This window comes from Methylocystis sp. Se48 (assembly GCF_056269425.1).
Genome location: NZ_CM149850.1, coordinates 52,624 through 65,629, shown reverse-complemented (window position 1 = coordinate 65,629; position 13,006 = coordinate 52,624). Strand labels below are relative to the sequence as shown.

11 protein-coding genes are annotated in these 13,006 nt (G+C 66.8%); 3 read left to right on the top strand and 8 right to left on the bottom strand.

Going from position 1 to position 13,006, the window contains the following annotated elements; genetic code table 11:
• Positions 1-10 precede the first annotated feature (10 nt).
• From ACV959_RS00340 to ACV959_RS00330, 3 genes are all read left to right on the top strand, one after another.
• The gene (locus ACV959_RS00340; RefSeq protein ID WP_475737951.1) at positions 11-751 is read left to right on the top strand and encodes a sulfite exporter TauE/SafE family protein; all 741 of its coding nucleotides are present in this window, start codon (positions 11-13) and stop codon (positions 749-751) included.
• A 105-nt stretch (positions 752-856) separates the two neighbouring features.
• Positions 857-1,183 (top strand): PilZ domain-containing protein, encoded by a 327-nt coding sequence (locus ACV959_RS00335; protein ID WP_475737950.1) that lies wholly within the window; start codon positions 857-859, stop codon positions 1,181-1,183.
• Positions 1,184-1,408: 225 nt separating this feature from the next.
• A complete protein-coding gene (locus ACV959_RS00330) occupies positions 1,409-1,762 on the top strand; it encodes a DUF4870 family protein (protein ID WP_475737949.1) in 354 nt (117 codons plus the stop codon).
• Positions 1,763-1,784: 22 nt separating this feature from the next.
• Here the strand turns inward: ACV959_RS00330 and ACV959_RS00325 are convergent, their stop codons facing one another.
• The 8 genes from ACV959_RS00325 to glgC all read right to left on the bottom strand — a co-directional run bounded on the left by ACV959_RS00325 (position 1,785) and on the right by glgC (position 13,000).
• A complete protein-coding gene (locus tag ACV959_RS00325) occupies positions 1,785-2,390 on the bottom strand; it encodes a DsbE family thiol:disulfide interchange protein (RefSeq protein WP_475737948.1) in 606 nt (201 codons plus the stop codon).
• Positions 2,387-2,545 (bottom strand): heme exporter protein CcmD, encoded by a 159-nt coding sequence (gene ccmD / locus ACV959_RS00320; RefSeq protein ID WP_475737947.1) that lies wholly within the window; start codon positions 2,543-2,545, stop codon positions 2,387-2,389. The genes ACV959_RS00325 and ccmD overlap by 4 nt, the downstream gene beginning before the upstream one ends.
• Positions 2,542-3,315: a heme ABC transporter permease gene (locus ACV959_RS00315; protein ID WP_475737946.1), complete on the bottom strand. Its 774-nt coding sequence runs from the start codon at positions 3,313-3,315 to the stop codon at positions 2,542-2,544. The genes ccmD and ACV959_RS00315 overlap by 4 nt, the downstream gene beginning before the upstream one ends.
• 85 nt (positions 3,316-3,400) lie before the next feature.
• On the bottom strand, positions 3,401-4,759 hold the full coding sequence (locus ACV959_RS00310; protein WP_475737945.1) for a S41 family peptidase: 1,359 nt from the start codon (positions 4,757-4,759) through the stop codon (positions 3,401-3,403).
• Entirely contained in the window at positions 4,756-6,108 is a 1,353-nt protein-coding gene (locus ACV959_RS00305) for a murein hydrolase activator EnvC family protein (RefSeq protein ID WP_475737944.1), read from the bottom strand. Before ACV959_RS00305 ends, ACV959_RS00310 begins: the two co-directional genes overlap by 4 nt.
• Positions 6,109-6,139: 31 nt before the next feature.
• Entirely contained in the window at positions 6,140-10,276 is a 4,137-nt protein-coding gene (gene glgX, locus ACV959_RS00300) for a glycogen debranching protein GlgX (protein ID WP_475737943.1), read from the bottom strand.
• A gap of 10 nt (positions 10,277-10,286) precedes the next feature.
• On the bottom strand, positions 10,287-11,741 hold the full coding sequence (gene glgA / locus ACV959_RS00295; protein ID WP_475737942.1) for a glycogen synthase GlgA: 1,455 nt from the start codon (positions 11,739-11,741) through the stop codon (positions 10,287-10,289).
• On the bottom strand, positions 11,738-13,000 hold the full coding sequence (gene glgC / locus ACV959_RS00290) for a glucose-1-phosphate adenylyltransferase (RefSeq protein ID WP_475737941.1): 1,263 nt from the start codon (positions 12,998-13,000) through the stop codon (positions 11,738-11,740). The genes glgA and glgC overlap by 4 nt, the downstream gene beginning before the upstream one ends.
• Positions 13,001-13,006 lie beyond the last annotated feature (6 nt).

Below are 13,006 nucleotides of genomic sequence, written 5' to 3'. Positions count from 1 at the left end.
ATAGGCGCGCATGGCCTATCTTCTCCTGTTCGCCGTCTCCCTGTGGGCGGGCGCCCAGAACGCGCTTGCCGGCGGCGGCTCCTTTCTCATCCTGCCGACGTTGATGTTCACCGGCATGGACGCGCTCGCCGCGAACATCACCTCCTGCGTCGCGCTGTTTCCCGCCCAGCTCGCGACGGGATGGACCGGCCGCCGCCTCGCGGCGGGCGTCGGTTCGATGAGCCTGCGCGGACTTTTCGTCATCAGCATCGTCGGCGGGGCGATCGGCGCCGTCATCCTGCTCGAAACGCCGCGCGGCGTCTTCGCCCGGCTGGTTCCCTGGCTCGTGCTCTTTGCGACGGGTCTCTTCGCGTGGGGCAGCTTCCTCCGCAAGCCCGGCGAGACGCATGGCCATCTCTCGCCCGGCGGCGCGGGATTCGCGCAGTTTCTCATCGCCGTCTATGGCGGTTATTTCGGCGGCGGCGTGGGGTTTCTCATGGTCGCGGCGCTGACGATGGCCGGGCAGGCGGTCCGCATCGCGAGCGCGACGAAAAACGTGCTCGCCGGCGTGATGAACGCCTCGGCCGTCGCGATCTTTCTCTTCTCGCCCGATCTGCACTGGCCGCAGGCGCTTGTCACGGCCGTGGGCGCGACGGTCGGGGGGGTCGCCGGCGCGCATCTCATTCACCATATCGACGAGAGAATTCTGCGCATCTTCATCATCGCGATTGGCGCGGCGCTGACGGTCGGGTTGTTCCTCAGGGCGGCTTAAGGCGAAGGGAGAATGTCGTTTTTTCCGATTCGCGGTGAGAAATCGTCAACCTGTGTCGGACTAGGCTGCAAATGCGCCGAAATCCGGCGCTTCGCCGAGACGACCATGTCCGCTCCCTTTCTCCAGAGAACCGCCAACAAGATCCCTTCGGCCGAAGACAGGCGGGAGGCCGCCCGTCTGAAATCCTACGCGGAGACCTGGGCGGATCCGGGCGGAATGGATCCCGCGATCCCCTGCCGCATCATCGACATTTCGAGCACGGGCGCGAAGCTCGAAAGCCAGGTCCCGCTGCCTGACGATTTCGTGCTGCACGTCGGCGCGGCCAAGCACGCCGCGCATGTGGTGTGGCGCCGACAGAGCTTCGTGGGCGTCGAGTTTCAGAAGGGCATGAAGTCCTATCGAGAGAGCGGCCGATTGCCGCCCCGCGGCTGACGGCTCGTTTCGTTGCCGGCTTTTTGTTTGCTGTCGCGCCCCGGACATGCGCGCGACGCCGCCCCTCGCGGGCGGAAAAATCGGCGAGGAGCCGCCTATCGCGCAGCCAGCCGCGATTCCGCCGCTTCACTTTGCCGTTTCCGAAATTAGGTTAATGGATATAATCGAGCGTCACGGCCTCGGTCAGTGGCGACGCGCGGAGCGAACGGCTTGGGAGTTTGTTCAATGAGCCTGACCGACTCGTCCAGCGCGAGCCCGAAAACCTGGGCGATCATTATCTGGGCGCTTTTCCTGGCGTCCGTCTTCTCGCTCGCCTTCACCGAAATAGTCGGCGTGATCATTGCTTACGTGAAGCGTGACGATCTGGCGGGCACTCCTTACGAGTCGCATGCAACGTCCGCCATCCGCACCTTCTGGATTACGCTGATCGGCGTGGCGCTCTCCATACCCCTGTCGGTCGTCGGCATCGGCGTCATGACGCTGATCGCGCTGGGCTTGTGGAGCCTGTTCCGGATCATCCGCGGACTGATCCGCGCCATAGACGGACGCCCTATCGACGATCCGACGGGATGGCTTTGACAAAAAAGCCGCTGTCCCCCGACTATTTTTTGGCGGCGTCCCCCGGGGCCGACATCGCCTTTTCGATCTCGGGCGCGAGCGTTGTGGCGACGCTCGACGGCGTCAGCGGGCCGATGAACTTATAGGCGATCGTCCCGTCGCCCTTGATTACGAAAGTTTCGGGCACGCCATAGACGCCGAAATCGATGGCCGTACGGCCCGCCGGGTCGACTCCAACGCGCCGGAAGGGATTTCCTTCTTCCTGGAGAAAGCCGAGCGCATTGGCGGCTTCGTCTTTGTAGGAGAGGCCATAGATTTCCACGCCCTTGGCCTTCAGCGTCTCGTCCTTGGCGAGCGCCATCAGCACAGGGTGCTCCTGCCGGCAGGGCGCGCACCAGCTCGCGAAAATGTTCACGACGCTGACATGGCCGTTGCGAAGGTCGCCGGTCGAAAAGCCCGGCGTATTCTCTAGGCCGGCGAGCGCCGGGAGTTCGAAATCTGGCGCGGGCTTGCCGATCAGCGCGGAGGGAATGCGCGACGCGTCGCCCGAGAAGAGGCGGACGAGAAACAGCGCGGCGAGCAGCGCGAACAGGACGAGCGGCAGGAAACGCAGCGGCGAGCGCCCCGGCGCGGCAACGGGCTCGCTCACGCCGCGCCTCCCTCGTCGCTTTGTCCCTTGGCGGCGAAGCGGGCAAGCTCCGCCTTCAGGCGGCGATGGTCGAGAAGGATGCGGGCGGCGACCCCGCCGATCGTGAGAAAGGCGATCGCATAGGCGAGCGCCACGAAAGACGCATGTTCGCTCATTGCGCGGCCTCCAGCGTCGGGGTTTCGACTCCCTCGTCGCGCGCGGCTTCCTGCAACGCCTGCAGCGAGAGGCGCGCGAGACGCCGTCTAAGGATCTCGTTACGGATCGCCATGAAATGCAGGGTGAGGAAGAGCAGCGTCGCGGCGAGCGCCATCACGAGCAGCGGCCAGAGCATGGAGCCCGAGATCGTCGGCCCGCCGATGCGGAAGACGGAAGCCGGCTGATGCAGCGTGTTCCACCAGTCGACCGAATATTTGATGATTGGAATGTCGATCGCGCCCACGAGAGTCATGATCGAGGCGACGCGGGCGCCGCGCGGCGTGTCGTCCATCGTCTGCCGGACCGCGATGAGGCCGAGATAAAGAAGGAACAGCACCAGCATGGAGGTGAGCCGCGCGTCCCACACCCAATAGGCTCCCCACATGGGCTTGCCCCACAGCGAGCCCGTGACGAGGCAGACGAAGGTGAAGGCGGCGCCGAGCGTCGCGGCGGTCTTTTGCGCGGCGTCCGCGAGCGGATGTTTCCAGACCAGCACGCCGAGCGAAGCCGAGGTCATCACGACGTAAGCGAAGATCGCGAGCCAGGCCGAGGGCACGTGGATGTACATGATCCGCACGGTCTCGCCCTGCTGATAATCCGGCGGAGCGGCGAAGGCGCCATAAAGCCCGATCGTGAGCAGAACGAGCGTGAGGCCCGAGAGCCAGGGCAGGACGATGCGCGCGAAATTGAGAAAGCGCGTCGGATTGGCGTAGTCGAGAATGTTCGGCATCTGATCCGGCCCGGAAGCTGAACGAAAACGGACGCCGCTGTGTCGAGCGGCGCCCGCTTATCAGGAGCCTTGTCCGCCCCGCCCACTAATTGGCCTTGGTCGGGGCCTTTGTCGAGTCCTTGGCGACTTCCTTGGTCTGCTCGGCCATGATCTGCGCCTTGGACTTGCCGTGCAGCAGCTCGACGGCGGCGATGAGCTGCTTGTCCTTCTTCTCGTCCGGCGGGACATAGGCCTGCGAGCCGCTCTTTTCGTCCTCGCCGTTCTTGAGGTGGCCCTTGAGCGAGGCCTCGCCCTTGGTGTCGTCTTTGCCCTTCAGCTCGTCCGGCACGTCCTGAAGGATGACGATGTCGGGGTCGATGCCCTTGGCCTGGATCGAGCGACCCGACGGCGTATAGTAGCGCGCCGTGGTGAGCCGCAGCGCGCCGTTGGATCCGCCGAGCGGGATGATGGTCTGCACCGAGCCCTTGCCGAAGGAGCGCGTGCCGATCAGCGTCGCGCGCTTGTGGTCCTGCAGCGCGCCGGCGACGATCTCGGAGGCCGAGGCGGAGCCGCCGTTGATGAGCACGACGACCGGCTTGCCCTTGGAGAGATCGCCCGGGCGCGCGTTGTAGCGCTGCGTCTCGTCGGCGTTGCGGCCGCGCGTCGAGACGATTTCGCCCTTGTCGATGAAGGCGTTCACCACCTGGATCGACTGGTCGAGCAAGCCGCCCGGATTGTTGCGCAGGTCGATGATGTAGCCCTTGAACTTGTCCGCCGGAATCTCCTGCTGCGCCTTCGCCATCGCGTTGCGCAGGCCTTCCGCCGTCTCCTCATTGAATTGCGAGATGCGGACGTAGGCGATGTCGCCGTCCTGCACGCGCGAGCGCACCGACTTGATGTGGATCTCGGCGCGGGTCAGCTTGACCTCGATCTTTTCCTTGTCCTTGCCGCGGTAGATGGTGAGTCTGACGGGCGTGTTGATCTGGCCGCGCATCTTGTCGACGGCCTGGTTGAGCGTCATGCCCTGCACGCTCTCGTCGTCGATGGCGCCAATGAGGTCGCCCGACATGATGCCCGCGCGGGAGGCGGGGGTGTCGTCGATCGGCGTCACCACCTTCACGAGGCCGTCTTCCTGCGTAACTTCGATGCCCAGACCGCCGAACTTGCCCTCGGTCTGGGTCCGCATGTCCTTGAAGCCCTTGGCGTCGAGGTAGCTCGAATGCGGATCGAGCGAGGTGAGCATGCCGTTGATGGCGTTTTCGACGAGCTTCTGCTCGTCCGGCTTTTCGACGTAGTCGGCGCGGACCTTGTCGAACACATCCCCGAAAAGGCTAAGATACTTGTAAGTGTCGGCGGTGGCGGCCGCCGCTGGCGAGCCGATGAGCGCGCGGGCCTGCTGTCCAAGCGTCGCGCATCCGGCGCCGATGGCGATTCCGGTAGCAAGTAGAGCAGTTTTGCGAATCATCCGCCGACCTTCCGACTGTCTGACTTCGCCCACCATGGGCTCGAGTCGATCGAAGTTCCGTCCTTGCGGAACTCGACATACAAAATGGGTTGCTTCGCGCCGATCGCGATGGTCGCCGCCGTCTTTACGGCTCCGTCTCCCATGCTGGCGACCGGCTCACCCGCCAGGACGAATTGTCCGACGTTCACATTGGTGCGACTCATGCCGGCCAAGACGACATAATAGCCGCCGCCGGCATTGATGATCAAGAGTTGACCATAAGTGCGATAAGGGCCTGAAAAGGCGATCCAACCGTCGCAGGGGGCGACGACGACGCCATTTTCGCGCGCGCTGATGGACAGGCCCTTCTCCTTGCCGCCATAGCCGTCCGGCGCGCCGAAGCGCTTGATCACGCCCCCCGCGACGGGAAAGGGCAGCTTTCCTTTGAGATCCGCGAAGGCGGCCGCCGGGGCGAGGCGCGCCGCGTCCCTGAACGGGGCGGCGAGAGCCTTGCGGCGCTGTTCCTCGGAGAGCTTCGCCTGCGCGGCGGCGCGCGCCTCCTCCGCCTTGCGGGCGGCGTCGGCGGCGTTGCGGGCGGCCTCGCTCTCGGCCTCCATGCGGCTGATGAGATCTTTCAGGCTCGTCGCCTGCCGGGCGAGTTTCTGGGCGCGTTCGGCTTCGGCCTGCATCGCCGTCTCGGCCGCGGCCTGCGCCTCCTGCCGGTTCGCGATGAGAACGCCGAGCCGCTCGCGCTGTTCGGCAAGCGCGGTTTTTTCCTTCGAGAGGCGCTCCTGTTCCCGTCGCGCGTCTTCGCGCAGCCGCACCAGTTCGGCGAGGTCGCTTTGCAGAGCCTGCGCCTCCGCCCGCATCTGGGGCAGCACGTCGCCCAGCGCAAGCGAGGCGCGCACCGCGTCGAGAATATCCTGCGGGCGGGCGAGCAGCGCAGGCGGCGGGCGCCTGCCCATGCGCTGCAAGATCATCAGCACCTCCACGATCAGCTCCCGCCGGCCCTCGAGAGAGGCGACGACGCCGCGCTCGCGCTCGCCGAGCGTCTCGATCCGTTCCTCGATCCGCGCGGCGGTTTCTTCCGTATCCTGGAGCTTGCGGGTCGCATCCAGCAGCGTCCTGTTGAGGTTTTCGCGCACGGCGGCGTGGGCGGCCGCCTCCTGCTCGAGCTTGCGGGCGCGTTCCTGCGCGGCGCTCATCGTATCCTCGACGCCGCGCAGTTCGAGACGCCGCGCGTCGAGATCGACGGACGAGGGCGCGGGTTCGGCTTGCGCGCGGGCGGCGAAGGCGGCGGCCAGCAGCGCCGCGCCGACGGCGCGTCGCCGCCCGTCGCCAGTTCGATTGCGCTCGCCCGAGACTGTCATGCGCGCCTGCGCGTTTATGGACCGCCGCGGACTATGCCGCCGCAATCTGGACCAGAATGCGGCGAAGGCCGGAGACGATCGCCGCCGCGCGGGGCGTCGCGAAAAGGGCGTCGACGGATGGATCCAGCTTGCGGCGCCAGTTGGGCCGTTCGCGGTCGGTGCCAGGAAGATTGACCGCGGTCCGCTCCCCCGCGAGGTCGTCGAGCTGCGCGACGGCGAAGAGCGATGGCGCGCGCGCCGCGAAAGCGTGCAGCGCCCGGGCCAGGGCGTCGTGGAAGGGCGCGTCCGCCGCCAGCGCGCCGGCGAGGTCTTCGGCGCGCAGGGCGTCGAGGAGCGCGCGCTTGTCAGCCTCGCGCGCGCTGCGCCCGGCGGCGGCGCTGTCGCGATCGAGAAGCCCGAGCGCTTCCTTTTCGTCTATGTCGGCGCCGCCCCACCAGCCTTCGAGCGTCGGGAGATCATGCGTCGAGACGCAGGCCATCGCCTTCGCCGGATAGCGCGACGGGGGAAGGAAGTCCGCCCCCGCGCGCTCGAACCAGACGACGCGATAACTGAGCACATTGGCGTCGTCGAGCTTCTCGCGAAAGCCCCAGGGCAGCGTGCCGAGATCTTCGCCGACGACGAGGCACTGCGCGCGCCGGCTCTCGATCGCGAGTTGCGCCAGCAGCGCGTCGAGCGGATAGGACACATAGGCGCCCATGCGCGCCTTCTCGCCCTCGGGCGCGAGAAAGAGGCGCGCGAGCCCCATGACGTGATCGATGCGCAGCGCGCCGGCGTGACGCATGTTGGCGCGCAGCAGCTCGCCGAAATCGGCGCCGCCGTCCGCCTCGACCGCGAGCGGATCGGGCGCGGGCAGGCCCCAGTTCTGGCCGTCGCGGCTGAAGGGATCAGGCGGCGCGCCGATCGAAAACCCCTCGACGAGGCGCGTCGCCTTGCTCCAGCTTTCCGCCCCGTCCGGCGCCGCGCCCACGGCGAGGTCGCGGCAAAAACCCTGCGACAAGCCCGCCCGTCGCGCGGCCGACGCCGCGCCCGCCAGCTGCCGGTCCGCGACCCATTGCAGGAAACAATGGAAGCGCAGCCGCGACGCATTCTGGCGCGCGAAGGCCGCGAGCGCCTCGGGCCGCGCGTCCCGCAGGTCCGCCGGCCAGTTGCGCCAGGTCTCGCCGCCCCGCGTCTCGCCGATTGCTTCGAACAGCGCGAAGCGGGTCAGCGCGGCCCCGCCTTCCGCGACGAATTGCGTGAAATCGGCGACCGGCGCCGCGTCGGGCCGTTCTCGCGCGAGCGCGTCGAAGGCTGCGAAGGCGGTTTCGAAAGCGCGCCGTTTGAGCGCATGGACGGACGGATAGTCGACCGCTTTCGCCGCCGACAGCGCGCGCGCGGCCGCCTCGTCGAAGCCGGCGCCGGGAAGAACGGCGAGATCGGCGTAAATCGGGTCGAGAAAGCGCCGGTCCGAGGGATAATAGGGGCTCGCGCGCGAACGATCGAGCGGGAAGAGCGCATGAAGCGGATTGATCGCGACGAGCGCCGCCCCGGCTTCTGCGCTTGCAACGCCGAGCCGTGCGAGCGTCGTGAAATCGCCGATCCCCTGATCGCCGTCCCGGCGAAGGGAATAGAGCTGCGCCGAAAGACCGAAGGCCCGCGTCTCGGGCTCTGGCGAATGGCACGCGCCCGGCGACACGAGAAGACGGCAGACCGCATCGCCTTTTTCCGTTCGCAGCCGGAACCGCCCGGCTGGGAGCGCCGGGAGCCGCGCGCGATAGCCGCGGCAGTCGCGCCCGTCCGCGCCGCGCCATGCGGCGGGGACCAAATTGGACAGGACGATCGCCGCGTCGCGTCCGTCTTCGTCTGAGAGGATCAACCGCGCGGGCGCGCAGCCGTCGGCTGCGAAGATGCGCAGCATGCCTGCTTCGCCCGCGCGCGCGACGAGATGCTGCGGCAGCGTCCGGCGGTCGCGCGTCCCCGCGAGACGCGCGAGGCTGTCTTGCGCCTCGGCGCGCGTTCGCGCCGGCAGGCCCAAACGTCCGAGCAGCGCGAGGAGCGTCTCGCGCGGGACGTCGTGCGCGACGCCTTCGACGTCATGCCAGCGGGTCGACACGCCGCCAGCTTCCGAGAGCCGAGCGAGCAGCGCGTCGTCGACGCCATGCGACGCGCGCCGCGCGGGGTTCTTTTCTTCGACAAGCAGGAGAACAGCCCGCGCGGGAACGCCGATCGCGTCGCCGACTGAGCCGCTCGCAGCGACTTGCGACGAATCGAAGGCGACGCGCCATTCATATCCCTCGCGCGCTCCGGGCGGCGTTACGTCGAGAGGCTCGGAGCCGCGATGGAGAATGACGAGAACGCGATCGTCTTGCGCATGGAGCGCGGCGATCAGAGTCGTCGCCGTCATGTCGCGCCAGTCCTCCTCGCGCATGGGCGCGCCATCGGCTCTCAGCCAGTCGACGTCGCGCGGCGATGTCGCGTCGGACGTCCCGCCGTCGAGAAAACGGTCGTCGCGGAGCGCCGGATGCGCCTTGCGCAAGGCGACGAGCCGCGCCGCCGTTTCGATCAGATCGCGGTCCGCGCGCGCCCAGTCGAGCCAGCTCGTTTCATTGTCCTGCGCGTAGGCGTTGTTGTTGCCCTTCTGCGTGTGGCCGAGCTCCGCGCCCATGGCGAGCATGGGCGTGCCGCGCGAGAAGATCAGCGTCGCGAGAAGATTGCGCTGGTCTTGCGCGCGGACGGCGCGGATCGCGGAGTCCTCCGTCTCGCCTTCCGCGCCATTGTTCCAGGAAAGATTGTCGTTCGTTCCGTCGCGATTGTCCTCGCCATTCGCCTCGTTGCGCTTGCGCGCATAGGAAACGAGATCGCGCAACGTGAAGCCGTCGTGGGACGTGATGAAATTTATGCTGCGGGAAGGGCTACGGCGCGCGAAAAAATCCTGCGACCCGGCGACGCGCGTCGCAAGTTCCGCGACGCCCGCCGCGTCGCCACGCCAAAAGCGGCGCGCCGCGTCGCGATAACGGTCGTTCCATTCCGCGAAAGGCCATGGAAAGCCCCCGAGCCGATAGCCGCCCTGGCCGATATCCCAGGGTTCGGCGATGAGCTTCAGTTCGCGCAGGACAGGGTCTTGCAGCAGCGCCGCGAGGAATGGCGCGTTCGCGTCGAAACCCGACGGCGCGCGCGCGAGCGTCGTCGCGAGATCGAAACGGAATCCGTCGACGCCGCCATAGATCGCGAAGGCGCGCAGCGCGTCCATGGCGAGGCGCACGACGGGCGCGCGATCGAAGGCGAGACAATTGCCGCAGCCCGCGTCGTTCACGTAACGCGCGCGGTCTTCCTGAAGGCGATAGTAACTCGCGTTGTCGAGACCGCGCAGCGACGCCGTCGGTCCCCATTCGTCGCTCTCGCCGGTGTGATTGAAGACGACGTCGAGAATGACTTCGAGCCCCGCTTCATGCAGCGCCGCGACGCAATCGCGGATTTCGCGCCAGCCGCCGGGCGCGAGGCGCGGATCGGGCGCCATCATGGCGATGGGGTTGTAGCCCCAGTAATTCGACAGTCCCAAAGCCGGCAGATGCCGTTCGTCGATCCAGGCCGCGCAGGGCAGAAGCTCCAGCGCCGTGACGCCGATTTTCCTGAAATGCGCGATGGACGCGTCATGCGCTAGGCCGGCGAAGGTTCCGCGCAATTCCTCCGGAATGTCGGGATGCGCGGCGGTGAAGCCCTTGACGTGCAGTTCGTAGACGATCGTCTCGCCCCAGGCATGACAGGGTCGCGACGGCGCCGCCGCTTGTGGGCGCGTCATCACGCATTTCGCGACGAAAGGCGCGCTGTCTTCGTGTTCGTTCTCGCCATGCGCGAACATGCTCTTGTGCAAGGAGAGCGGGCGGTCGAGCGCGAGCGCGCAGGGATCGACGAGCAGCTTCGCGCCATTGAAGCGATGGCCGTCCTGCGGGGCGTTCGGGCCATAGGCGCGAAAGCCGTAGCGCTGGCCTTCCCGCACGCCCTCGACGCGACCGTGAAACACGTTTCCGCTGCGCGCGGGAAGACGGATGCGCGCGGTTTCGGCGCCTTCCACGTCGAATAGGCATAGGTGGATTTCATCCGCATGAGCGGAATAGACCGCGACATTGGCGCCCGTTTCGTCGAGCGTGACGCCGAGCGGCTCCGGCGCGCCCGCCGAGACGCGGATCATGCGCAGCCAGTCACGCGCGCGCCGCGATCGCCTCGCGATAGAGCGCGGCGTAGCGTTCGGCGGGATGACGCCAGGAAACGTCGGTCTTCATGCCGTTCAATTGCAGTTTGCGCCAATTTTCCTTGTCCCTGAAGAGATGCTCCGCCTGTCTGAGCGCGATGGCGAGCGCCTCGGCCGTCGGCGGTGAAAACTGGAAGCCGGTCGCAACGCCGGCCTGGATCGCCATTTCATTGGCGTCGATGATCGTGTCCCTCAGACCTCCGACCCGCGAAACGATCGGCACGGCCCCGTAGCGCAAGGCGTAAAGCTGGGTGAGGCCGCAAGGTTCGAAACGCGATGGAACGAGGAAAGCGTCGGCGCCCGCCTGAATGAGATGCGCCATGTCCTCGCTGTAGCCGATCGTCACGGCGATGCGGCCGGGATAGGCGTCCTGCGCGGCGAGAAACGCCTCCTCGAGATGTTTGTCGCCCGCGCCGATCAGCGCGAATTGGGCATGCCGCGACATGAGCGCGGGCAGCGCGGCAAGCATCATGTCATGGCCCTTCTGCCACGACATGCGGCTGACGACGCCGAGCAAAAAGGCGTCCGGGTCTTGCGCGAGGCCCATGCGGCGTTGAAGCGCCGCCTTGTTCTTGCCGCGCGCGGCGAGCTTCGTCACGTCATAGGGCGCCGCGATGCGGGCGTCCTTCGCCGGGTTCCAGATCGTTTCGTCGACGCCGTTGAGAATGCCGCTCACGACCTCGGCGCGCGCGCGCAGCAGCCCGTCGAGGCCCATGCCGAATTCACCGGTCTCGATCTCCAGCGCATAGCTCGGCGAAACGGTGGCGATGCGGTCGCACAATTGCAGGCCGGCCTTGAGAAAGCCGATGGCGCCGTAATACTCGACGCCCTCCATGTGGAAGGACTCGGCCGGCAGGCGCAGCGCGTCGAGCAATTCCTTCGCATATTGGCCCTGGAAGGCGATGTTGTGCACCGTCACGACGGTCGCCGGGCGCGGCTTGCCGCTATAATGCAGATAGGCGGGCGCCAGCGCCGCCTGCCAGTCGTGCGCATGCAGAACGTCCGGCGCATATTTCGCGACCGCGCCTTGCGCGATCTGCGCGCCCGCCCAGGCGAGCGCGGCGAAGCGGAACGCATTGTCGGGATAATCGACGCCCTCCTTGTCCGAATAGGGACCGCCTTCGCGCGCATAGAGATGCGGCGCAACGAGCGCATAAACATGCGCGCCCTCGAAGCGGCCGGCGTGGATCCAGGCCGGGCCGCCGAAGAGATCGTCGAAGGAAAGGACCGTCTGGCCATGGCCAAGCGCGGCGAGAACTTCCGGATAGCCGGGAATGAGCGTGCGCGTTTCGACGTCCTGCGCGGCGAGCGCCGCAGGCAGCGCGCCCACGACGTCGGCGAGACCGCCGGTCTTGACGAGCGGCGCCATTTCGGAGGCGACGGCGAGAACGCGAAGGCGCGTCATATCGCCAGCCTGTCGATCATCGGCTGCGTGATGAGGCAAACGCCCTGTTCGCTGCGGCGGAAGCGCTTAGCGTCGAGTTCGGGGTCCTCGCCGACGACGAGGCCCTGGGGGATGCGCACGCCGCGGTCGACGACGACATTCGTCAATCTCGCCGAACGGCCGACGTCGACATAGGGAAGGATCACGGCGTTTTCGACCGTGGCGTAGGAGTTGACGCGAACGCCCGTGAAAAGGAGGGAGCGCCGCAGGGTCGAGCCCGAAACGATGCAGCCGCCGGAGACCAGCGACGAGAGCGCCTGTCCGCGGCGCCCGACCTGGTCGTGCACGAATTTCGCGGGCGGCGTGATTTCCGCATAGGTCCAGATCGGCCAGTTGCGGTCATAGAGATCGAGCTGCGGCACGAAATCGGTGAGGTCGATATTCGCCGCCCAATAGGCGTCCACCGTTCCAACGTCGCGCCAATAGGCGTGCTGTTCGCTCGCCGCGCGCACGCAGGAGCGCGAGAAGTGATGCGCGACCGCTTTGCCGTGCTTCACGATATAGGGGATGATGTCCTTGCCAAAATCATGTGTGGAGCCCGCGTCGAGGGCGTCGCGCCGCAACTGGTCGTAAAGGAACCTCGCCTCGAAGACATAGATCCCCATGCTCACCAGCGCGCGGTCGGGCCGATGAGGCATGGCGGGCGGGTCCTTGGGCTTTTCGACGAAAGAGATGATGCGGTCGTGGCCGTCGACGTGCATCACGCCAAAGCCCGACGCCTCGGCGCGCGGGACTTCGAGGCAGCCGATGGTGACGTCAGCGCCCTGATCCACATGCTGCTGGAGCATCGGCTCGTAATCCATCTTGTAGACGTGATCGCCCGCAAGCAGCACGATATATTTCGGATCGTAGCTTTCGATGATGTCGAGGTTCTGGAAGACGGCGTCGGCCGTGCCGAGATACCAGTGATCTTCGGACACGCGCTGGCTTGCGGGAAGAATGTCGAAGCTCTCGTTGCGTTCGGTGCGGAAAAAGCTCCAGCCGCGCTGCAAATGGCGGATGAGGCTGTGCGCCTTGTATTGCGTCGCCACGCAGATGCGGCGGATGCCGGAGTTGAGCGCGTTCGACAGCGCGAAGTCGATGATGCGGGATTTTCCGCCGAAATAGACCGCCGGCTTGGCGCGCCGATCGGTCAACTCCATGAGCCGCGAGCCGCGGCCGCCGGCGAGAACATAGGCCATGGCGTAGCGCGCGAGCGGCGCGTTGTCATAGGCGGCCATCAGTCA

Excerpts from the sequence above, each read along its gene's own strand:
- ACV959_RS00340 (WP_475737951.1), top strand. The coding sequence starts at position 11 with ATGGCCTATCTTCTCCTGTTCGCCGTCTCCCTGTGGGCGGGCGCCCAG.
- ACV959_RS00335 (WP_475737950.1), top strand. The coding sequence starts at position 857 with ATGTCCGCTCCCTTTCTCCAGAGAACCGCCAACAAGATCCCTTCGGCC.
- ACV959_RS00330 (WP_475737949.1), top strand. The coding sequence starts at position 1,409 with ATGAGCCTGACCGACTCGTCCAGCGCGAGCCCGAAAACCTGGGCGATC.
- ccmD (WP_475737947.1), bottom strand. The coding sequence starts at position 2,545 with ATGAGCGAACATGCGTCTTTCGTGGCGCTCGCCTATGCGATCGCCTTT.
- ACV959_RS00315 (WP_475737946.1), bottom strand. The coding sequence starts at position 3,315 with ATGCCGAACATTCTCGACTACGCCAATCCGACGCGCTTTCTCAATTTC.
- ACV959_RS00310 (WP_475737945.1), bottom strand. The coding sequence starts at position 4,759 with ATGATTCGCAAAACTGCTCTACTTGCTACCGGAATCGCCATCGGCGCC.
- ACV959_RS00305 (WP_475737944.1), bottom strand. The coding sequence starts at position 6,108 with ATGACAGTCTCGGGCGAGCGCAATCGAACTGGCGACGGGCGGCGACGC.
- glgX (WP_475737943.1), bottom strand. The coding sequence starts at position 10,276 with ATGATCCGCGTCTCGGCGGGCGCGCCGGAGCCGCTCGGCGTCACGCTC.
- glgA (WP_475737942.1), bottom strand. The coding sequence starts at position 11,741 with ATGACGCGCCTTCGCGTTCTCGCCGTCGCCTCCGAAATGGCGCCGCTC.
- glgC (WP_475737941.1), bottom strand. The coding sequence starts at position 13,000 with ATGGCCGCCTATGACAACGCGCCGCTCGCGCGCTACGCCATGGCCTAT.